General features: G+C 59.8%; 18 protein-coding genes, 1 tRNA gene and 1 pseudogene. 15 read left to right on the top strand and 5 right to left on the bottom strand.

The genetic code is table 11. The annotated features are described in order from the left end of the window. Positions 1-442: 442 nt before the first annotated feature. The gene (locus tag CIHUM_RS08100) at positions 443-1,090 is read right to left on the bottom strand and encodes an 8-oxoguanine DNA glycosylase OGG fold protein (protein WP_034999157.1); all 648 of its coding nucleotides are present in this window, start codon (positions 1,088-1,090) and stop codon (positions 443-445) included. Positions 1,091-1,124: 34 nt separating this feature from the next. Between CIHUM_RS08100 and CIHUM_RS08095 the strand changes: the two genes are divergently transcribed. After that, entirely contained in the window at positions 1,125-1,730 is a 606-nt protein-coding gene (locus CIHUM_RS08095; RefSeq protein WP_034998362.1) for a MazG nucleotide pyrophosphohydrolase domain-containing protein, read from the top strand. A 13-nt stretch (positions 1,731-1,743) separates the two neighbouring features. Here the strand turns inward: CIHUM_RS08095 and CIHUM_RS08090 are convergent, their stop codons facing one another. Beyond that, positions 1,744-2,160: a hypothetical protein gene (locus CIHUM_RS08090; RefSeq protein ID WP_034998365.1), complete on the bottom strand. Its 417-nt coding sequence runs from the start codon at positions 2,158-2,160 to the stop codon at positions 1,744-1,746. A 135-nt stretch (positions 2,161-2,295) separates the two neighbouring features. Here CIHUM_RS08090 and CIHUM_RS08085 point away from each other — a divergent pair, with 135 nt between their 5' ends. The 8 genes and pseudogenes from CIHUM_RS08085 (at position 2,296) to CIHUM_RS08050 (ending at position 10,138) form a co-directional block, all read left to right on the top strand. Next, positions 2,296-3,102, top strand: coding sequence for a lytic transglycosylase domain-containing protein (locus CIHUM_RS08085; RefSeq protein ID WP_074431988.1), 807 nt, complete (start codon positions 2,296-2,298; stop codon positions 3,100-3,102). 60 nt (positions 3,103-3,162) lie between these two features. Next, complete coding sequence (eno, locus tag CIHUM_RS08080; RefSeq protein ID WP_034998367.1) at positions 3,163-4,437, top strand: phosphopyruvate hydratase; 1,275 nt, start codon at positions 3,163-3,165, stop codon at positions 4,435-4,437. A gap of 159 nt (positions 4,438-4,596) precedes the next feature. Then, positions 4,597-5,424 (top strand): type IV toxin-antitoxin system AbiEi family antitoxin domain-containing protein, encoded by an 828-nt coding sequence (locus CIHUM_RS08075; protein WP_051106329.1) that lies wholly within the window; start codon positions 4,597-4,599, stop codon positions 5,422-5,424. Beyond that, a pseudogene (locus tag CIHUM_RS08070) lies at positions 5,411-6,340 on the top strand (nucleotidyl transferase AbiEii/AbiGii toxin family protein). Before CIHUM_RS08075 ends, CIHUM_RS08070 begins: the two are co-directional and overlap by 14 nt. 10 nt (positions 6,341-6,350) lie before the next feature. Then, positions 6,351-8,015 (top strand): SWIM zinc finger family protein, encoded by a 1,665-nt coding sequence (locus tag CIHUM_RS08065; protein WP_034998369.1) that lies wholly within the window; start codon positions 6,351-6,353, stop codon positions 8,013-8,015. A 24-nt stretch (positions 8,016-8,039) separates the two neighbouring features. Beyond that, positions 8,040-8,630 (top strand): septum formation initiator family protein, encoded by a 591-nt coding sequence (locus CIHUM_RS08060; RefSeq protein WP_034998371.1) that lies wholly within the window; start codon positions 8,040-8,042, stop codon positions 8,628-8,630. A gap of 24 nt (positions 8,631-8,654) precedes the next feature. Beyond that, positions 8,655-9,218, top strand: a complete 564-nt coding sequence (locus CIHUM_RS08055) for a DUF501 domain-containing protein (protein ID WP_034999163.1) — start codon at positions 8,655-8,657, stop codon at positions 9,216-9,218. Continuing rightward, positions 9,215-10,138, top strand: a complete 924-nt coding sequence (locus CIHUM_RS08050) for a Ppx/GppA phosphatase family protein (protein ID WP_034998372.1) — start codon at positions 9,215-9,217, stop codon at positions 10,136-10,138. The genes CIHUM_RS08055 and CIHUM_RS08050 overlap by 4 nt, the downstream gene beginning before the upstream one ends. Before the next feature lie 12 nt (positions 10,139-10,150). On the opposite strand, the gene CIHUM_RS08045 is transcribed toward CIHUM_RS08050, so the two are convergent. Continuing rightward, complete coding sequence (locus CIHUM_RS08045) at positions 10,151-10,423, bottom strand: hypothetical protein (RefSeq protein WP_034998374.1); 273 nt, start codon at positions 10,421-10,423, stop codon at positions 10,151-10,153. Between the two features lie 137 nt (positions 10,424-10,560). Between CIHUM_RS08045 and wecB the strand changes: the two genes are divergently transcribed. The 6 genes from wecB (at position 10,561) to CIHUM_RS08015 (ending at position 17,907) form a co-directional block, all read left to right on the top strand. Beyond that, the gene (gene wecB / locus CIHUM_RS08040) at positions 10,561-11,703 is read left to right on the top strand and encodes a non-hydrolyzing UDP-N-acetylglucosamine 2-epimerase (RefSeq protein WP_392389856.1); all 1,143 of its coding nucleotides are present in this window, start codon (positions 10,561-10,563) and stop codon (positions 11,701-11,703) included. Positions 11,704-11,809: 106 nt separating this feature from the next. Beyond that, a complete protein-coding gene (gene wecC / locus CIHUM_RS08035; RefSeq protein WP_243427134.1) occupies positions 11,810-13,075 on the top strand; it encodes a UDP-N-acetyl-D-mannosamine dehydrogenase in 1,266 nt (421 codons plus the stop codon). 62 nt (positions 13,076-13,137) lie between these two features. Continuing rightward, positions 13,138-13,211, top strand: a tRNA-Ile gene (locus CIHUM_RS08030). Between the two features lie 39 nt (positions 13,212-13,250). Further along, positions 13,251-14,549, top strand: a complete 1,299-nt coding sequence (locus tag CIHUM_RS08025) for a glycosyltransferase family 4 protein (protein ID WP_034998377.1) — start codon at positions 13,251-13,253, stop codon at positions 14,547-14,549. A gap of 25 nt (positions 14,550-14,574) precedes the next feature. Beyond that, positions 14,575-15,963, top strand: coding sequence for a glycosyltransferase family 4 protein (locus CIHUM_RS08020; protein ID WP_074431990.1), 1,389 nt, complete (start codon positions 14,575-14,577; stop codon positions 15,961-15,963). 45 nt (positions 15,964-16,008) lie between these two features. Beyond that, positions 16,009-17,907 carry a glycosyltransferase family protein gene (locus CIHUM_RS08015; RefSeq protein ID WP_034998379.1) on the top strand — a complete coding sequence of 633 codons (1,899 nt, stop codon included), beginning with the start codon at positions 16,009-16,011 and terminating at the stop codon, positions 17,905-17,907. Here CIHUM_RS08015 and CIHUM_RS08010 read toward each other — a convergent pair. Both CIHUM_RS08010 and CIHUM_RS08005 read right to left on the bottom strand, forming a co-directional pair. Continuing rightward, complete coding sequence (locus CIHUM_RS08010) at positions 17,904-18,719, bottom strand: ABC transporter ATP-binding protein (protein WP_199397427.1); 816 nt, start codon at positions 18,717-18,719, stop codon at positions 17,904-17,906. The two genes, CIHUM_RS08015 and CIHUM_RS08010, sit on opposite strands and share 4 nt — an antisense overlap. Continuing rightward, the gene (locus CIHUM_RS08005; protein WP_034998380.1) at positions 18,709-19,572 is read right to left on the bottom strand and encodes an ABC transporter permease; all 864 of its coding nucleotides are present in this window, start codon (positions 19,570-19,572) and stop codon (positions 18,709-18,711) included. Before CIHUM_RS08005 ends, CIHUM_RS08010 begins: the two co-directional genes overlap by 11 nt. Positions 19,573-19,685: the final 113 nt, after the last annotated feature.

Here is a 19,685-nt window from a genome sequence, read left to right as displayed (position 1 = left end):
ATGCTAGTGATTGAGCGGGGTGAGGTCAAGGCCGACAGCATGAGGCCTTTCGACGACGGATAGGCATACAACGGCCTGTTCTCCGACCTCGTCGCGCTCGAGCAGGCCCGTCGCGACCTCAACGACCGCGCCTTCCGCGGCAACCGGTAGGGCCATGGTGTACTGAAATTGGAATGTGGCAAATATTTGCCACATTCCGGAATCGACCCCTACCCAGCCAGAGCGTGAGGGGCGCCGGACAAAGCAGCGGTTTGCGTGGTGGCGGCAGGTGGGGCCCGTCCGGCCCTGACCGTGGGCGGCTACCTCACCACAGATGGTGAAAGCCAAGTGGTGAAAGTCTCCCGTTTCCGCGCAGATTCACCACTTGAGTTTCACCACTTGTGGGAGCGTCTGCCTGCTGTGGAGCGTGCTCGCCCGGCCCGGACCCGCGAGCCCGGACCGCCTACTCCTGCTCGGCGGCGAACTTGCGCGCGGCCCACTCGACGGCATCCAGCGGCAGCTCGGCGTCGTAAGCGTCGCGAGCATCGGCCAGGGCGGCCAGGTACTCGCCGTACTCCTCGGCGGTCCAGTCGGCGTCCTTGACCAGCCCGGCCAAACGAGCACGGTTAGAGCAGATGATCACCGGCTTCGACGCCTCCCCGGCCTCCTGCTCGCCGGCCAGGAAGTACGCCACAGCGGACGCGAACTTCGGCGGCAGGCCAGTCGCCACCAAAGCACCGTAAGCGTCAACGGCACCGACGCCGTCTAAACGACGCACCGCAGACAGAAGCTGAGCCGCGTTGCCCTTGTTGCGCAAAAACGCCTGCATCTGCATCACTTGGTTGGACTGGCCGGCAACGTAGGCGAAGCAGGCGCCCAAAAAGTCGATGATCTGCTCGCGCGCAAAACCGGACTCACGCACGTCCGCGCCGAACGCGAAGACTTCGGAGCGGGTGATGGAAGCGGTGGCGTCGTCGCGGAACGGCGGCACGCGGCGCAGGTGGTGCGGCCACCCGGTTTTCCAGCGGATGGGGGAGAAGGTCACGGAGTCGCCCAGCGCGTCCTGCGCGGTGGGCTTGACGGTCTCGAGGGCTTCAGCAATCTGAGTCATGCGCTCCATCTTAGAGCCCTTAGACTTGCCCACCATGACCGCAACCGTCCTGCTTCTCGACCCCCGCTGGCCCTCCCTCATCCCCCTCCACCTCGCTGGCCGCATCAGGCGCGATGTCGCCTTCACACCTGAGGTGCCTGTCGACGTCCGCTGGGCCCTCAACGTCGAAGGCGGCACGGAAAGCTGGCTGATTTCCACCGATCCGGACGACCCGGAGGTCCGCCGCTGGCAGGGGGAGGGCGCGGAAACGGTGCGCGTCGATAGCCTCGACGACCCGGTCTTCGAGGCCACCCGCACGATGCACGCCGCGCGCCGCCGCGGCGAATGGGAGCAGGCGATGACGCACGAAAGCCTCCTGCCGTTTCTTCGGGAGGAGGCTGAGGAGGTCGCGCAGGCAATCGAGCACAGATTGCCTATCGACGACCTAAAGTCCGAACTGTCCGACCTGCTGCTCCAAATCCTGTTCCATGCCGAGATCGCTTCGGAGTCCGGCACGTTTGATTTCGGCGACGTGGCCGACGCGTTTGTGCAGAAGATGCGCCGCCGCGCGCCTTATCTTTTCGACGGTTCAACCGGCCCCGTGGACAAAGCCACCCAGGACCGGTTGTGGGAGGAAGGCAAGGCGGCCGAGAAGCGCTAGCCGCGGAGCTGAATTAGCGCAGCGCGCCGATATAATCGCGGATCTCCGGCAGGTTGGCCTGGGAGGACATCTGGGAGCTCATCTCGAAGAACTTGTCCAGCGGGGTGGCCGGGTCGGGTTTGACGATGCCGCACTCCAAAGCGCGGTCTGCAAGCGCGCCGACCGTGGATGCGGACACGAGGCGCAGCGTGGCGTCTGTGCCCACGACGTTGTTTACGTTGGAAACGAGCTGGGAGCGGGTGGTGTCCGGGCCGACCATGTTGGTGGAGGTCAGGCCGACGCGCAGGGCGTCGCAGTTGGCGGTGGCGATGTTGCCGTTGAGCAGCTTGATCAGCTCGAGCGACTGCGTCTGAGCCTGGGCGGTGGCGGGGGAGGCGATTGCGGCCGCGGCCATCAGACCAGCGGCGGCAAGGGTTGCGATACGGCGCATTGTGAGGGGTCCTTTCGGGAAAGAAACTAGGTCGCGGAGAATCATACATGTTAAACAAGTGACAGGTGTGACAGATGTGTTCCATCACCGGCGCGTTCACCATTCGCAAGCCCCCGCGCGGTACACTCTCCGGTCATGTCAGCAGCCAGGCGAGTAGCGCGCGGGTGCGGCTGCGCGGGTGTCCTCGTCGCGGCCGCCGCCGTGGTGATGGTGGTCGCGCTGGTGGCGTGGCTCATCGCCGCGTTTTCCTCCCCAGAGCGCCACGAGCCGCTGCAGCCGGTGCCCACCACGATGCCGCCGCCGGCCGCCGTAGCACCCCCGCCTATCGACGTCCACGGCCCCGGCCGCACCTCCGACCTGCTCTTTGACTGGTCGCAGGATATCGGCAACGCCACCAACGTCCCCGGCCAGGCCATCCGCGCCTACGCCAACGCCGCCCTGATCGCCAAAGAGTCTTGGCCGGCCTGCAACCTGCAGTGGAACACGCTCGCCGGCATCGGCTGGGTGGAAACGCGCCACGGCACGTACACGGGCCGCTTCGACAACTCCCAGCTAAACCAGGACGGCTACCCGGAGCCGCCCATCATCGGCCCGAAGCTCGACGGCGACGGTTTCGCCCGCGTCACCGACACCGACCAAGGCGCCTACGACAACGACACCGAGTTCGACCGCGCCGTCGGCCCGATGCAGTTCATCCCCGAGTCGTGGGCGCGCTACGGGCGCGACGCTAACGGCGACGGCCACCCGGACCCGCAGCAGATCGACGACGCCGCCCTGGGTGCCGCCAACCTGTTGTGCAACTCCGGCGGCGCCACGCGCGACTTGGCCACGGAGGAGGGCTGGCGCCAGGCGATTTTCGCCTACAACCAGTCCAACGACTACGTGGCCAGAGTCCGCGACGCCGCGGCGAACTACGCGCTGAACCAGCCGGCACACCGCTAGCCAACCCCGGGCTAAGCTGGTACGCGGTAAGACAGCACTCGACCCATGCAAGGAGTCACCATGGCCGACATCATGCACATCTTCGCCCGCGAGATCCTGGATTCCCGCGGCAACCCGACTGTGGAGGTGGAGGCGCTGCTCGCGGACGGCTCCCACGGCCGCGCTGGCGTGCCGTCCGGCGCGTCCACGGGCGAGCACGAGGCGCACGAGCTTCGCGACGGCGACGAGCGCTACGCCGGCAAGGGTGTGCTGAAGGCTGTCGAGAACGTCAACGAGACCATTGCGGACGAGTTGGCGGGGATTGAGGCGGACGACCAGCGGATCGTCGATACGCTTATGCTCGAGCTCGACGGCACCGACAACAAGAAGAAGCTGGGCGCGAACGCCCTTCTGGGCGTGTCCATGGCTGTGGCGAAGGCCGCGGCGGATTCGGCTGCGCTGCCGCTGTACCGCTACATCGGCGGCCCGAACGCGCACGTGCTGCCGGTGCCGATGATGAACATTCTCAACGGCGGCGCGCACGCGGATTCGGGTGTGGACGTCCAGGAGTTCATGATCGCCCCGGTCGGCGCGGAGACCTTCACGGAGGCGCTGCGCATGGGTGCTGAGGTCTACCACGCGCTCAAGAGCGTGCTGAAGTCCAAGGACCTGTCCACGGGTCTTGGCGACGAGGGCGGCTTCGCCCCGTCCGTCGGCTCCACCAAGGAAGCCCTGGATCTGATCGTGGAGGCGATTGAGAAGGCCGGCTACAAGCTTGGCGACGATGTCGCGCTCGCCCTGGATGTCGCCTCCTCCGAGTTCTTCGAGGACGGCGCCTACAACTTCGAGGGCGGCAAGCACTCCGCCGAGGAGATGATCAAGGTCTACGCCGACCTGGTGGAGCAGTACCCGGTCGTCTCCATCGAGGACCCGCTGGATGAAAACGACTGGGACGGCTACGTGGCCCTGACCGAGCAGCTGGGCGACAAGGTGCAGATCGTCGGCGACGACTTCTTCGTCACCAACCCGAAGCGCCTGGCCGAGGGCATTGAGAAAAACGCCGCCAACGCGCTGTTGGTCAAGGTCAACCAGATTGGCACCCTGACCGAGACCTTCGACGCCGTGGAGCTGGCCCACCGCAACGGCTACCGCACCATGATGTCGCACCGCTCCGGCGAGACCGAGGACACCACCATCGCCGACCTGGCCGTGGCGCTGTCCTGTGGCCAGATCAAGACCGGTGCGCCGGCCCGCTCCGAGCGCGTGGCCAAGTACAACCGCCTCCTGCGCATCGAGGAGGAGCTCGGCCCGGCCGCCGAGTACGCGGGCCGCTCCGCGTTCCCGCGCTTCAAGTAGGCACCTGCCTATCGACGCACCTTCGGCCCCGCCCGTTTTCGGCGCGGGGCCTTCGTCGTGTCGGTTGGATTGACGTTTGTATCAGTTTAAACTGACGATTGTATCCTTCTGGGTGATACAATCGTCGGTCAAAAGCGATACAAAGTGACGGAGGGGTGTATGAAGCAAGCGGATGTGTTGGCGACTTTGGAGATGGTCGCCTCCGATCAGTGGGGGATCGTGACTACGGCACAGGCTGGCCGGGAGGGCATCGAAAGGCTGCAACTTTCGCGATTGGCGGAAAAGGGCGACCTCGATCGAGCGCGGCATGGCGTGTACCTGCTGCCTTCCCACCAGGCTGGCCCCCAGGATGAGATTCGTGCCGCGTGGCTGTCGCTCGAGCCGAAGAGGTTCATCGACGAACGCTGGGAGGATGATTGGCCCGTCGTGGTTTCTCACGAGTCTGCAGCACGTATCCATGGCATTGGGCGTTTGATCCCGCCGGAGCTCACGTTCTCGACTGGTGGCACAAAGCAGACTCGGCAACAGGGGGTCCGCATCTGCACCCGCCGCGAGATTCCCGAAACGGACATTGTGTCGGTGGATGGGTTGCCGGTGACGAGCGTGGCCAGGACGGTCGCTGACCTGGCTGAGCTGAAGGTCGAGAGGGGATACCTGGCCGACCTTGTCGCGGATGCCTTGCGGAAAGAAAACGTACGCATCGACGACCTCGCGGAGAAACTGGAGCCGGCAGCTCGTTCCTACGGGGCAAAAACCGGTACGCAGTTGGTCTCCGAGCTGAGTGCTGAAGCGTCTTCCGTGGAGGACATCGATGAACTTCGAAAACGACTGGTTCACACCACGAAGGGAATGGAGCTCTGGGTGACCGATCCCAACATGTTCGAGGGCTTCAACGAAATTGTCAGACAACAACTCGACAAGGCATTAGAGCCATACCGGAAGCAGCTAGACCAGATAGCGAAGCAGTTGAGTAATGGTTACAAGTAAGCGCGAGAATAGAGAACGGCAAAAGAAGCTCAACCAGGCCATCGCGAAGAGGTCCAGGGACCGAGGACTGCCTCGCGATTTAATTCGCTACCAGATCGCATTTGAGGGGTTTCTGGAGCGAGTCTTTCAGGCGGGATCCGATGAGTGGCTGCTCAAAGGCGGCGCGTCGTTGTTGATGCGAAACGGTGAGGGACGCACTACCACCGATGTTGATTTGGCCCGCATTCCTCGGCTTGGTCCGCTTGAGAGCATCGAAGCCGAGATGCACGAGATTGCTCGACGGCCCGGACAGGGGCCTCTGAGTTACAGGGTAAGAAGTGTGCGGCAGAAGCGAACAGGTAGTGACGATGGCTACAGGGGGCCAACTTACGAAGTCTCGCTCGACGCCATGATGGGGGCCGCTGTCTTCTAGGCATTTAGCCTAGATCTCACGGAGCAGCGGCATACGCAGGAACCACATGAACGGGTAGAAGTTGATCCGACGCTGGGCAAACTCTCCACGGAGCACCTCAAACCGTTTGCGGTTTTCGCCACTGCGATTGAGTCGCAGCTCGCGGACAAAATCTGCGCGATGAGGGAAGAACACCGCAGTGGGGATAGCAACCGTTACCACGACCTGGCGGACATCATCGCAATTTTGCTCACACAATCGATATCGGCGGAAAAGCTGGGAAGCGCTTGCCAACACGAAGCGCGGCGAAGGGGAATTGAGACCCCGACGGAGATGTGGGCGCCACCGTCGTGGAAGAAGAACTTTTCTGCGCATGCAGCGACTTATTTCGGCTTGCCAGACGAGTACAGGGACTACCCGGCAGCGATGTCGTATGTCTCTGAGGTGCTGGATCCGGCACTATCTGGTGATCTCGGCGAATCTTATTGGAATCCAGACAGGCAGCGTTGGGGCGAGAGCACGTAAAGTTGGGCGGGTGACCATTCGCACCATGTTTGATCAGCTGACCGTGGACTACCTGGCGGAGCGCACCGACCACGCGAGTTTTGACCGTGGGCAGAAGATCGACCCGAACCGGGTAGACATCACCGAGCGCACCGACAACGTGGTGCGCTCCACGGTGACCGCGCCGCACGAGTACCACGTGCGCCTTTTACTCAGCGGCGCGGACTTGCAGGCCGAGTGCGACTGCGCGATCGAGCACGAGTGGTGCCGCCACGCCGTGGCCACGGCGCTGAAGCTGATCCACGAGCGCGGGGAAGTGTTCACCCCCAGCGTGCAGGCGGCGGCCGCGGCGGAGGCCGTGTTCGACGACGAGATCGACGCGTTCGTGGCCAACCTGCGCCACGACCAGCTGGTCCAGCTGGTGCGCAACTTGCGTGTCGCGCAGCCGAATGTGGACCTTGTGCTGGAGGTTGGGGCGGCGGAGCACGGTGGGGGACCGGAGGCCGTCGGTAGGCGAATCGCCCAACGAGTGGACCGCTTGAGCCGCAAGAACCCCGGCTGGTCTGCGCGCCTGACCGCGGAGGTGGCGCAGGAGTGGTTCGCGCTGCTGGACATCTGCTCCACCTGCATCGACCGCGGTTGGGGCGCGCAGCTGGTTCGCCCGCTGGAGGCCGCTACTGAGGGCATCGGGCACATGCTGCTGCGCACTGACGACGCCTACGGCTCGCTTGCCGACGCCTACCGCACCGCGATTATCCTGCACCTGGCCGCCTACCGGCAGGCGCCGCCGACGCCGGGGGAAGTGGTGGAGTGGATCTCCAACCTGGTCTTTGATGAAACCGGCTTCGGCGAGCCCGACCTGGCCGATTACGCCGACTGGCTGGACATCCCGGCCGTCGATGAGCTGGAGCGCCGCCTGGACAAGCAGGACACGCAGGACGCCTTCGGCCGCTACGACGACGCCCTGGAGTACCTGCGCGAGGGCATCGCTCGCCTGCGCGGCGACGACCTCGCACTCGAGCAGATGCTTTCAGGCGACGAGCTGCTCGCCTTCTATGAGGAGCGCGCCCGCGATGACGACGCCCGTGACCTGCTCGAAGCAGCCATGAAGGAGCGCGTGAGCAGGAAACGCCTGGGCCTTGGCGGCACCGGCGTCTCCATGGAGACGCTGACAACTCGCCTGGACCGCTACTTCGGCCCTGGTGCCTTACTTAAGTTCCGCACCGCCTTTGCCACATCCCACCCGGGTCGGGGTTTCCGCGAGCTGCTGGCCGAAGACGGCGCCACCCCCGCCATGGCCCAAGAGGTCATCGACGCCGCCCCGAGCTGGATTCAGGGCAACCTCAAGCTGCTCTACGCCGAGCACTTCGACGACTTTGAGCTGGGCTACCGTGTGGCCACCGAGCACCCGCGCCCGGACGAGCTGGACTCGGAGCTGATCTCTGAGATGGGCACCGCCATCGGCGTGAACGTGGACCGCGCCCGCGGCACCGAGCTGATGTTCTGCCTGGCGGAGCACTTCGCCGCCGCGGGCGATCTGCCCAGCTACAAGCGCCTGGAGGCGGAACTGAAGGACATCCGCAAGTTCGTAGCCGACGACGCGAAAGCGCAGGCCCGCTTCAACGAGCTGGTGGAGGACCTGCGTGCCCGCTACGCCGGCCGCGCCGCAATCCGCGAGATCCTCGAACGCCTCTAGCCCCTGGCGTATCATCTGCTGATTATGACGAAGCGCTCCCGCACCCGCCGCCCCAGCACGGTCCCCGTTGCCAGCCGCGACCGGGAAAACGCCGAGCGCGCCGCGCGCCGCAAGCAGCGCGGCAGGGCCATCGCATTTCCGAAGCAGGACATGGCCAGCGTGGTCATCCTCATCGCCGTGCTCATCCTTGTGCTGCTGGCCATCGCGGCCCCGCTTCGCAACTTCTACGAGGGTCGCGCCGAGATCGCCCGCGCCAACGAGTCCATCGCCCGCCTGGAGGCCCAGAAGAAGGCGCTGGAGGAAGACATCTCCATGTACGACGACGACGCCTTCCTTAAACAGGAAGCCCGCCGCCGCCTCGGCGTGATGGAAGAGGGCGAGACCGCCTGGCGCATCATCGACCCCCGCATGACCGCCCCCGAGGCCATCACCACCGGCAAGGACGACATCCCCGACACCCGCACCTGGCCGGAAGTGATGTGGGATTCGCTGCGCGAGGTCCCAGGGGAGGAGCTTCCGCCTATCGACGACGCTCCGCCCGCCCCCGCGCCCGAGGCGCCGGCACCGGCCGCTCCGGAGGGGCCCGCGCCGGACGCTCCCGCACCAGCGCAGTAGGCAGCGTGTGGGACAATGGCCCGCATGCACACTCCTCCCACTGACGAACAACTCGCCATCGTCGCCGAGCAGCTCGGTCGCACCCCGCGTGGCGTGCTCGCCATCGCGTACACCACCCCGGACAATCAACCGGCCGTGGTGAAAACCGCGCCCAAGCTTGACGACGGCACCCCGTTCCCCACCCTCTACTACCTCACAGACCCACGCCTGACCGCCGAGGCCTCCCGCCTCGAGGTCGCGCAGGTGATGAAGTGGATGGAAAACCGTCTCAACGCCGACAGCGACGAGGGCGAAGACCTGCGTGCGGACTACCTGGCTGCCCACGAGCACTTTCTCTCCGAGCGCAACGCCATCGAGGACCTGGGTACCGACTTCTCCGGCGGCGGAATGCCCGAGCGTGTGAAGTGCCTCCACGTGCTCATCGCCTACGCGCTTGCGGAAGGCCCGGAGCGCGTCCGCTTCGGCACCGAAGCCGTGTCCCTGGCCGCCGAGCACGGCGATCTGCGCGGCACCGCCATCCCTGCCGACTGGCCCACGCTCGACGACCTCGGTATCACCCTCGCCGAGGCAGGGGAGGGGCTGGCATGACACGCGTGGCTGCCGTGGACTGCGGCACAAATTCCATCCGCCTGCTCATCCACGACACGGGCACCGGCGAGGTCTCCCGCCGTAACACCATCGTCCGCCTCGGCCAGGGTGTTGACGAGACCGGCCACTTCGCGCCGGAAGCCATCGAGCGCACCCGCGCAGCACTTGCCGACTACGTCGAGGAGATGCAGCGCGAGCACGTCACCCGCGTGCGCATGGTGGCCACCTCTGCCACCCGCGACGCCGCCAACCGCGAGGATTTCTTTGCCATGACCCGGGGCCTCCTCGGTCAGATCCAGCCGGGTGCAGTGGCTGAAGTGATTTCCGGCGAGGAGGAGGCGGCGCTGTCATTCGCCGGTGCTACCGCGGACATCGACCCGGCCCGCGGCCCGTTCTGCGTGATCGATCTCGGCGGCGGCTCCACTGAGTTCGTCATGGAGGACCACGCCGTCTCCACCCAAATGGGGTGTGTGCGCATCACCGAGCGCATCATGCGAACGGATCCGCCCACAGCAGAGGAGACCGCTGAGGCGTGTGCATTCATCGACGCGAAAATCGCCGAGGCCGCGTCCACCGTCCCTTTTGCAGATGCGCGAACATTCGTCGGCTGCGCTGGCACCTTCACCACGCTCTCCGCGCTAGCGCAGGGGCTGGAATCCTACGACCCCGAGCGCATCCACATGTCGGAGATCCCCTTCGACCGGCTGCGCAAGGTGACTGCGGACCTGCGCGCCAAGTCCGCAGCGCAACGTCGTGAGAACCCCGTCGTCCACCCGGGCCGTGCCGACGTGATCGGATCCGGCTCCACCGTGGTGGAGCAGTTCATGGACGCCTTCGAGCGCGAAGCCGATGCCACCAGCTTCATCATCAGCGAAAAGGACATCCTCGACGGCATCATCGCAGGCCTTACTCAAGGCTAGAGTCGGATGCCTCTAGTCTTCGTCCGGCTCGTAGACCGTGTCCTCGATTTGCTTGGCGGACCTGCCGCGCAGCTTCTTGCCCTTACGCAGGTCTTTGACCTCGCGCATGCGCGGCTCCGGATCAATCTTGTTCGCGATCGCCCGGCGAGCGGAGGCGGTAACTTGCTTGGTTACCGGCGAGTTGGCCACAGCTTGGGCGGCGTTGACGATTTGGTGGTAGCGCTTCCGGCCGGCTTTCGTGCCGAGCACATACCCGGCGGCGGCCCCGACGACGTATTGGTACATGGTGGTCAGGGTACAGCGGAAAATTGGGGCAGGTTGGTTGCCCTCAGCCCCATGGCTGACGGTGCTGTACTAAGTTGTAGAGAGTATCCCTGTGTCGAACAACCCTTAAGGAAACCATGTCGGTTAAGCCGAAAATTATGACCGTCTACGGCACCCGTCCGGAGGCGATTAAGGTTGCGCCAGTAGTTAGCGCGCTCCAGAACGACGATCGTTTTGAATCGGTCGTGGTCTCTACTGGTCAGCATAAGGAGATGCTGGAGCAGGTAAACAAGCGCTTCGGTATCACTCCGGATCATGACATGGCACTGATGAAACCAGGGCAGACGCTCAATGAGCTGGTTTCCCGCGCAATTCAGGGACTCGATCCGATCATCGAGGAAGAGAAGCCAGATGTCATCGTTTCCCAGGGCGACACCTCCACAGCAATGGTTGCGGCGCTAGCTGGGTTCCACAAGGGAGTGAAGGTGGTCCACCTCGAGGCTGGTCTGCGCACCGGCAACATCTTCTCGCCCTTCCCTGAGGAGGCGAACCGTAAGATCATCGGCCAGATTACGTCGCTTCACTTGGCTCCGACTAACGAGTCACGAGAAAATCTTCGCCGAGAGAACTTCCGTTCCAAGGACATTGTTGTGACGGGTAATACCGTCATCGATGCACTGTTGGCCGCGTCGGAGTGGGACGTTCAATTTGAGGATCCCAGGCTGGAGACGCTTCGGAACTCTGATAAGAAGGTTGTCCTCGTCACCACCCACCGCCGCGAGAACCTCGACGCGATGAAAGAGATTGGCGGGGCCGTCCAGGACCTTGCAAAGTCATATCCGGACCACATTTTCGCGTTGCCGCTGCACCTCAACCCGAGGGTGCGCGATGCAGTTCTTCCAGAGGTAGAGGATCTTCCGAACGTCATCATCACCGACCCGCTGCCGTACGATCAGTTCACAGCGTTGATGAGCCGTGCATACCTGGTGCTCACCGATTCGGGCGGCGTCCAAGAGGAAGCGCCGTCGCTTGGTAAGCCGGTCCTCGTGATGCGTGAGAACACCGAGCGTCCCGAGGCCGTTGTGGCTGGAACAGTGAAGCTCGTCGGCACTGACCGGGATCGAATTGTCGCGGAGGCGAGGAACCTTCTTGACCAAGATGCGGCCTATGAAGCGATGGCGAATGCAGTCAACCCTTACGGCGACGGCAAAGCTGCCGAGCGTGCTGTGGCCGCTATCGCCGAGTTAATGGGTGTTGGCGAACGCATCGGAGAATTTGAACCGGAAATTGACGGCAACTAGCCGAGGCTAGATACAAGGGATAGGTCGGCAAGGGTACGCTCTAATAGGACGATCCGAGCCGCACAGATAGCGGGTCTCAAAACGACCCATGCGAAAGGAAAAGAAAGTGGCAAACACCGCGGTGCAAAATACGTTTAAAGATGTCTGCGTCGTTGGCCTTGGGTACATCGGTCTTCCTACGGCAGCGTTTATCGCCTCCAAGGGAATCAAGGTAACTGGTGTTGATGTCAACCCGACCTTTGTCGAGTCCATCAATAGGGGCGAAGTGCCGTTCGTTGAACCGGGTTTTGACGAGCTGCTCAAGGACGTCGTGGAACGCGGTCTGCTGACCGCGCGCTTCGACCAGGTCGAGGCGGATGCCTACATTGTCTGTGTGCCAACCCCGTTCAAGGGTGACAATCACGAGGTAGACACCAAATACATCAACTCAGCGGTCGATGCGATGGCTCCGCACCTGCGCCCAGGTGCCCTTGTGGTGTTGGAGTCCACCTCTCCTCCGGGAACGACTCGCAACATGGCGGAGTACATCATCGAGAAGCGTCCTGACCTCTCGCTGAACGAAGAAGACGAGAATGCCATCTTCGTTGCTCACTGTCCTGAGCGCGTCCTGCCGGGGCAGATCATGGAAGAGATGGAGAACAATGACCGCGTCATCGGTGGTTTGACTCCAAAGGGCACGGAGCTTGCTCGTGATTTATACGCGACGTTCTGCACCGCTGAATTGCTTACGACGGATGCGACGACCGCAGAGATGGCGAAACTTACCGAGAACTCCTTCCGAGACGTGAATATCGCTTTCGCAAACGAGCTTTCCCTCATTAGCGACCGTCTTGGAATCGACGTCTGGGAGCTGATTGAGCTCGCCAACCACCACCCACGTGTCAACATCCTCAAGCCCGGCCCCGGCGTCGGTGGACACTGCATCGCTGTCGATCCGTGGTTCATCGTTTCCGCAGTACCGGAGGAAGCCAAGATTGTTCGCCAGGCACGAGAGATCAACGATGGCAAGCCGTCGTTCGTCCTGGACAAGGTAGAAGAGGCGCTCAGCAAGTCTGACAATAAGAGGGTTGCAACTCTTGGTATCGCATTCAAGGCGGATATCGACGATCTTCGAGAGTCGCCGGCGCTGGGTATCGTTGAAAAGTTGGCTGAACGAAATCCCGAAAACACGGTTTCTGTTGTGGAACCGAACGTAGATTCCCTGCCCGATCGTCTCGCCGCGCACAAGAACATTGAATTGGCCGATTTCACCACAGCCATCGAAAGCGCAGACGTTGTAGTCCTCCTCGTTGACCACCGGGAGTTCGTTGGCATCGACCAGAATTTGCTCAACGGAAAGACTGTGATTGATACTAGAGGCATTTGGCGCTAACGCACTCGTGCTTTACGCCTAAGTATTGCGACTCTTGGAACAAGAGTTCCGGAGCCGCACTAGGGGCTATAGCTCAGTCGGTTAGAGCCGCGGACTCATAATCCGCTGGTCGCGGGTTCGAGCCCCGCTGGCCCCACAATCATTCAGCCCATAGTCAAACGGAGGTGGCGAGGACGTGCGTATTCTTCTCGTCACCCAGTATTGGTACCCAGAAAATGGAGTGCCGCAACGACGTTGGTCTTGGCTTGCAAAAATGCTCATCGATGCAGGGCATGAAGTTTGCGTGGTTGCACCGCCACCGCGGAGCAGTCGTTCTGTCGACACCACGGGTGACAGTACACAGACGTGGAAGATGCCTTATAAAGGTACAAAAGGCGAGACTATCTTCCGTAGTTCCGCTTACCGGGTAGGCGATTCTATTACGTCGAAGGCTGCTAGCCAGCTCCTGATTGCTCTTTCGCAAGTTCGCACGCTCATTAGGCACAGGAAGCAGATTGAGCCGGATCTTGTTATAGGGACGGTTCCCGCTTTGCCAACCGCGGGGGTTACGTGGGTGGCCGCGAGAATTTTCGATCGCCCCTACGTTATCGACCTCCGAGATGCATGGCCAGACCTCATGGGGCAAGCTTCGTCCTGGAATGCTGAAGTCGGGGATCCGTCGATCCGAGAGAAGCTGGCAAAGAACGGACCTCTTCAGCTCGTCACTCGAGTGGCCACGAAGGCACTGAATTCTCTCCTGCGGGGAGCAAGGGCGATTTTAGTCACCTCGAGCACCTTGAAAGCCTCTTTGGAGTCTCGCCGTGAGTTGTCTACGCGAGGAAATAGCCCCGAAGTTGTAGTAATTCGAAATGTCTTTCCAGTAGCTAGCCAGCCGACGGAAGATAGAGGGAGTCACCGCAAGAGTGGCCACTTAAACGTACTGTATGCAGGGACAATAGGCCGCGCGCAAAACCTGCAGAATGCCTTGGAAGCTGCCAAGCTGGCTAAACAACAGGGGCTCCAAGTTCATATGATTTTTGTGGGCGCAGGTGCAGCCCGTGAGTTGCTTCAGGAGAAGGCTCAGGAGTTTGGTGTCGACGCGCGTTTTATTCGTCTGAAACCAGCAGAACTCTTGAACACGTATTACGACTGGGCTGACACAGCGATGGTGCATTTGGCCGAATGGGAACCGCTGCGACGCACAGTGCCGTCCAAGACGTATGAGTTACTTTTTAACCGGATTCATATTTCGGGGGTTGTGGAGGGGGAGGCCGCTGATCTTATCTCTAGCCTGGGCGGCGGAGACGTTGTCCCACCGCAGGATCCATCGGCGCTCGCAAATCTATGGGTGTCGCTCGGAAACAACCCACAGCGTCTCAGTGTCGGAACCACTGGCCGTGATTGGGTGATTCGGGAGCGTGAAGAAATGACACCTGTGCGATTGCTGCAAATACTGCAGCAGATCGAAGCATCGGATGGTAATGCGTCCAGCTAGGTACTGCCAGCTTTTTCTATCTGCGATGGCGACGGACTTCTTGTCGGGGCCGAAGCCGTTTCTGCGGAAAGTCCTCGTAAAAAGTGGCCGAAAACTCCAGGAAAGTGGCTTCAGATTGCCTGTTCCCTTGGAGAGCATGTCTCGTGCGGGAGTTCCGGACACTACCTCCTGGCAAGACTTTTACGATCCAGTTTTTCCATCAGTTATTCGGCAGGCCAGTGACGAAGCTCGAGTCCTGTATTTTGTCAATAGTGCGCAGCCGTACACAGTTAGTGGATACACGGTGCGTACTCAAAAGCTTCTCCACGAACTTAGGCGGCAAGATGTAGCTGTTTACCCAGCTACAAGAATGGGATATCCGGCGACAATTGGCGTGGTTCCCACACGGGATTCCGTAACCGTTGACGACATCAATTACTTCTTGTTGCTGCCCAGCCGGATGTCTTTGCGGAGAGGCAAGAATCGCCGTATAGCCATTAATCTGCTTGTAGAGATGGCGCGGCAGCTCGATATCACCCTGCTGCACACTACGACAGACTTCAGGAATGCGAGCTTGATTAGCGAGGTCGCACGGATCCTTGAAATCCCATGGGTTTACGAAGTGCGCGGTGAGCGCGATAAGACATTGGAGTTAGAGAACTCGGGGCAAAAAAGTAGGGAATTTCTCGCAGAGTTCAGACGACGCGAAACCCAAGCTATGCAAGCTGCTTCTGCAGTCCTTGTGCTCAGCGACGTATCACGGCGTCGCGTTGAAGAACGCGGAGTTCCAAAGGACAACATCTACGTTGTTCCGAATGGTTTCGATCGTGATGAGGCCATAGAAGCCCCCACCAGGGACTTCGCAAGAGAAAAAATCGGGATTCCGTCGAGCACAAAACTAGTCGGGACAATCACTTCGGTTGTTGACTATGAGGGGCTAGATTCGCTTGTTTTAGCCTTGGAGTTCCTTGATGACGACACCAAAGCATTGATAGTCGGTAGCGGCTCTGAGCTTCCTGCCCTACAACGTTTAGTAGAGGAGAAGGGTTTAGCAGATCGCGTTATCTTTGCAGGCAAGCAAGACCCCCAAGCTATTCCTGTGTGGTGTGCTGCATTAGACGTGTTTGTGTTGCCACGAAGAGACTATGAAGTTTGCAGGGCAGTCACCCCGCTTAAACCGATGCTTGCGATGGGAATGAATATCCCAGTGGTTGCCTCCGACCTTCCTGCGGTTAGAGAAGCTACTGGTGAGTTGGCTTTGTATGTTCCACCCGATGATCCTCAAGAATTGAGCGAAGCGATCCGGAGGGTGCTTGTGGACCCAGACCACTTTTATGGTCATCGGCTGGAGGCCTTCTTGGATATGCGGACATGGCAGTCCAGTGCCGAACGACTGATCCAAGCTTACGAGGAAACACTCTCGCCTGACGCGTAGCTCAGAATGAGACGATAGACGCCAAAACGAAAAGGAGTAACCGCGATGGTCAATTTTCGAGAACAAGCGCGTTCGGTGGGCGACGACATGTCGCGCTTCGTAAATGTCATGCGAAGGCAGGGAGCGCGGAAAGCGGCAGAAAAGGCTGCCTTCGCTCTGTCGCGACGCATTGCCCCGAGGTCTTTTGGTGAGTGGTCTGACGTTGAAGAGATCACTCCTGCGCTCAACCCGAGAAAACCTTTTCAAAAAATAGCGGTTGGATCGATTTTGGACGAGTTCTCCGAACGAGCGTGGGGGTACGAATTTGACCTGCGCCCAGTGAATCCCGGCGAGTCCTTAGTACTCAATGCACAAGGCGGCGAGCAGCCATTCGAGCTATTTTTCGTCGAATCTGCGTGGAATGGCAATGGAGGCAAGTGGCAGTATCAGCTGACTGGAGAAAACGCGCCGTCTCCAGCCCTGAAGGAATTGGTGGATTGGTGCAAAGCTAGTGGCATTCCGACGGTGTTCTGGAATAAAGAAGATCCGGCTCACTTCGACGACTTCATCAAAACAGCGGAACTCTTCGATTTCGTGTTCACGACAGACGCGAACTTGGTCCCGCAGTATGAGGCCGCTTTGCCAAGTGCAAAAGTGGGCGTCCTACCGTTCGCTGCTCAGCCGGTTCTTCATAACCCAATTTTGAAAGCAGGGGAGGAACGCCGGGGCGACATCGCATTCGCTGGCACGTATTTTGCGCATAAATTTGAATCGCGCCAACAACAGATCGCACTTGTTTTAGACGCTGCGGTGCGAGCATCTCGAAGCCTTAAGGACGGTTTAGTAGTCTTTTCCCGCTTTGCAGGAAAAGAAGATAAATACCAGTTTCCCTCAGAATACGAGCGCTATGTAGAAGGTGCGTTGCCGTACAACAAGATGTTGTCGGCCTTCAAGAGGTTTAAGGTTGTTCTCAACGTCAACACGATCACACAAAGCCCTACGATGTGCAGCCGTCGTATTTTTGAAGCGGGTGCGTCCGGTGCGGTGGTCGTTTCAACTGACAGTGTCGCTTTACATGAAATGTTCAGCGAAGATGAGGTCCCAATCATCCGCGATGTGGAGGGAGGCAGCTATTTGCTTCGACGCATCGTCAATTCCCCAGAAGTTAGAGACCGAATCAGCCACAGGGCACAACGGAAGATTTGGGAGAACCACACCTATACCGATCGCGCCTTCACTCTTCTTAATTCGATTGGATTAGTTGAGGAGCAAAGCGATGTTCGACCGAAAGTGTCGATTCTGGCTTCGACAAACCGCCCGCAACAGTTGAGTCATCTCTTCTCACAGGTTGCGCGGCAACGTAATGTCGAAGTTGAGCTCATGGTGATGCTTCATGGAATCGACGAACAACCGGACGTCGTCAGAGCGCAGTTTCCTGAGGGGGTGTCAGGACAGGTCTTTCAGGCGCCAAAGTCTTGGTCCCTCGGTAAATGTATGAACCACTTGGCGGCCGGAGCAACCGGCGACTTCATGGCCAAGTTTGATGACGATGACCTCTATTTTGAAAACTACCTGCGGGATCAGATCAACGCACTTGAGTATTCTGGCGCCGACATCGTAGGTAAGCGGGCATCGTATTTGCACCATGGGCAGTCGGACAGTTTCTTGCTCAGGAATCCAGACCACGAAATGTGTTTCACGGATTTTGTGGCAGGTCCGACACTAGTCTGGCGCCGCCAGGTAACTGAAGGGTTGGCGTTTCCGGATCGCACCAAGGGCGAAGACACGGGTTTTCTCAACGGTGCGGTCAAGAACGGATACACCATCTATTCCGCGGACCGCTTTAACTTCGTCCAGATGCGGTCGCCTTCAGTAACACACACTTGGGAAGTCGACGACGAAGTCATCTTTGCGAATGCCCGGGTAATTGCGATCGGATCGGGCATACTCAACGTCGAGTGTTAGCGGGAGGCAGTTTCGCTGGAAAGACGGATAGCGGGAGGGGTATAGGAAGCCGCCGTTTCTCGAATGATTTTCTCAGCCTCGTCGTCCTTTCCGGTGGCTGCTCGGTTACTCCACACTCTGTACCGCTTCGTAAGCGACTCGGCGGGGCCGTCTGCGATGATTTCGCCCTCGTGAAGCCACAGCGCACGTGAACAATTGTCCTGAATCGTCTTTGCTCCGTGCGATACAAGGAAAACAGTGCCAGATTCCTCGAGGAATGAATCCATTCGTTTCTTAGCTTTTGAGGTGAAGGTTGAATCTCCTGTGGACAGAGCTTCATCCACGAGCAAGATTTCGGCACGCACTGATGTTGCGATGGAAAACTTCAGACGGGCAGACATACCTGAGGAATAAGTACGCAGTGGCCGATCGATTGAATCCGTTAAGTCGGCCCATTCGATTACGGAGTCTTCTCGTTGCGCAACTTCGTCAGGATGCAGTCCCATGGCAAGCAAGCCGAGTCTTACGTTTTCCCTTCCAGTCAAAGCGCCTTGAAGGGCGGCTGACACGCCCAGGAGCCGTGGCTCAGCAGATACTCGTACGAGTCCAGACGTAGGAGACTCGTTTCCGGCGATGATCCGAAGCAGGGTTGATTTGCCCGAGCCGTTCTTACCTAAAATGCCGACGGATTCGCCCCGGTAGGAGACGAACGAAACGGATTTCAAGGCGTCGACGGAGGTGGTCTTTCTTCCGAGTCCACGGATCGAACCCGAAGAGGTCAGGCGGTAGGTTTTAGACAGATCTCGTACTACAACGGTTGGTTTATCGGGCACGCGCGTACCTTTCTTCGGCTTCCCAAAAGAAGATCAAACCGATAATGAGCAGCCCCAGTGTCCAAGCTGCAAGGTATAGCCATCGGCCGAGGGGAGGAACGGTTTGATAGATGGTTGCTTCACGTACAGCAGTGAGGAACTGGTAAGCGGGATTAGCGAGCATGATGGACTGGAGAGTCTCGTCCCCATCGAACCGGTGGAAGTCGAAGAATACGCCTGATATGAAAAACAAGCCGCGAGCAAAAGTAGACACGAGAGCTTTTAAATCGGGGACAAACGCCGTAATTCTTGCGATGATCAACATTGCGCCTAGGGCAAATAAATGGATCATCACAAACAGGACGGGCACTGTAAGGATCGCAAAACTAGGAGTTAGCCCGTGGTACAAAAAGGCGATAAGAAGAGCGACGATCGCTGGCGCAACGTTGTCCAGTAGCTGCTTAACAGTTAGCGATAAGGGGAGTGCTGCTTTCGGAAAGGAAAAGGATGAAATCATTCCCTTGGAGCTTTGAATCAAGCCCGAGCCCGAGGTTAACCCCCTTGTTAGGAAGTTAAAGAAAACAACGCCGATAACCAGGTAACCAATGAAATAGTCAATATTCCTTGAGAGGTTTAGGATGACACCGAAAACAAGGACGTATACGGCGCTATCGAGCATAGGTTGAAGCACAATCCACGCCCGACCGAGGTACATGTCTCTTCCGCGTGAAAACGCCTTGTTTCTAGCTTCAGCCCAAATAAAATGGCGACGTTGCCACAGTTGTGCGAGGTATTTGCCTAGGCCTGGTCTGGCGCTAAGTCTCCTCAAATAGGTGTCATCGACCTCGATGAGATTTGGTTGCACCGTACTCACGTTCTTTCCTCAGCTAACAATTCTCGTTGTGCTTGTGGTTCACGACCATAATTTAGACTTCCTTCGCCGATCCTCCTAAAAGGCAGGCATGAGTTGGATGGCTAGTAGGATTA

It is taken from the genome of Corynebacterium ihumii (genome assembly GCF_028609825.1).
GTDB classification, from domain to species: domain Bacteria; phylum Actinomycetota; class Actinomycetes; order Mycobacteriales; family Mycobacteriaceae; genus Corynebacterium; species Corynebacterium afermentans.
The sequence above is the reverse complement of the archived record's forward strand: the minus strand, read 5'-3'. Positions and strand labels throughout refer to the sequence as shown.

Excerpts from the sequence above, each read along its gene's own strand:
- CIHUM_RS08020 (WP_074431990.1), top strand. The coding sequence starts at position 14,575 with ATGGCGACGGACTTCTTGTCGGGGCCGAAGCCGTTTCTGCGGAAAGTC.
- CIHUM_RS08075 (WP_051106329.1), top strand. The coding sequence starts at position 4,597 with ATGAAGCAAGCGGATGTGTTGGCGACTTTGGAGATGGTCGCCTCCGAT.
- CIHUM_RS08060 (WP_034998371.1), top strand. The coding sequence starts at position 8,040 with ATGACGAAGCGCTCCCGCACCCGCCGCCCCAGCACGGTCCCCGTTGCC.
- wecB (WP_392389856.1), top strand. The coding sequence starts at position 10,561 with ATGACCGTCTACGGCACCCGTCCGGAGGCGATTAAGGTTGCGCCAGTA.
- CIHUM_RS08015 (WP_034998379.1), top strand. The coding sequence starts at position 16,009 with ATGGTCAATTTTCGAGAACAAGCGCGTTCGGTGGGCGACGACATGTCG.
- eno (WP_034998367.1), top strand. The coding sequence starts at position 3,163 with ATGGCCGACATCATGCACATCTTCGCCCGCGAGATCCTGGATTCCCGC.
- CIHUM_RS08095 (WP_034998362.1), top strand. The coding sequence starts at position 1,125 with ATGACCGCAACCGTCCTGCTTCTCGACCCCCGCTGGCCCTCCCTCATC.
- CIHUM_RS08100 (WP_034999157.1), bottom strand. The coding sequence starts at position 1,090 with ATGACTCAGATTGCTGAAGCCCTCGAGACCGTCAAGCCCACCGCGCAG.
- CIHUM_RS08090 (WP_034998365.1), bottom strand. The coding sequence starts at position 2,160 with ATGCGCCGTATCGCAACCCTTGCCGCCGCTGGTCTGATGGCCGCGGCC.
- CIHUM_RS08055 (WP_034999163.1), top strand. The coding sequence starts at position 8,655 with ATGCACACTCCTCCCACTGACGAACAACTCGCCATCGTCGCCGAGCAG.
- CIHUM_RS08050 (WP_034998372.1), top strand. The coding sequence starts at position 9,215 with ATGACACGCGTGGCTGCCGTGGACTGCGGCACAAATTCCATCCGCCTG.
- CIHUM_RS08085 (WP_074431988.1), top strand. The coding sequence starts at position 2,296 with ATGTCAGCAGCCAGGCGAGTAGCGCGCGGGTGCGGCTGCGCGGGTGTC.
- CIHUM_RS08045 (WP_034998374.1), bottom strand. The coding sequence starts at position 10,423 with ATGTACCAATACGTCGTCGGGGCCGCCGCCGGGTATGTGCTCGGCACG.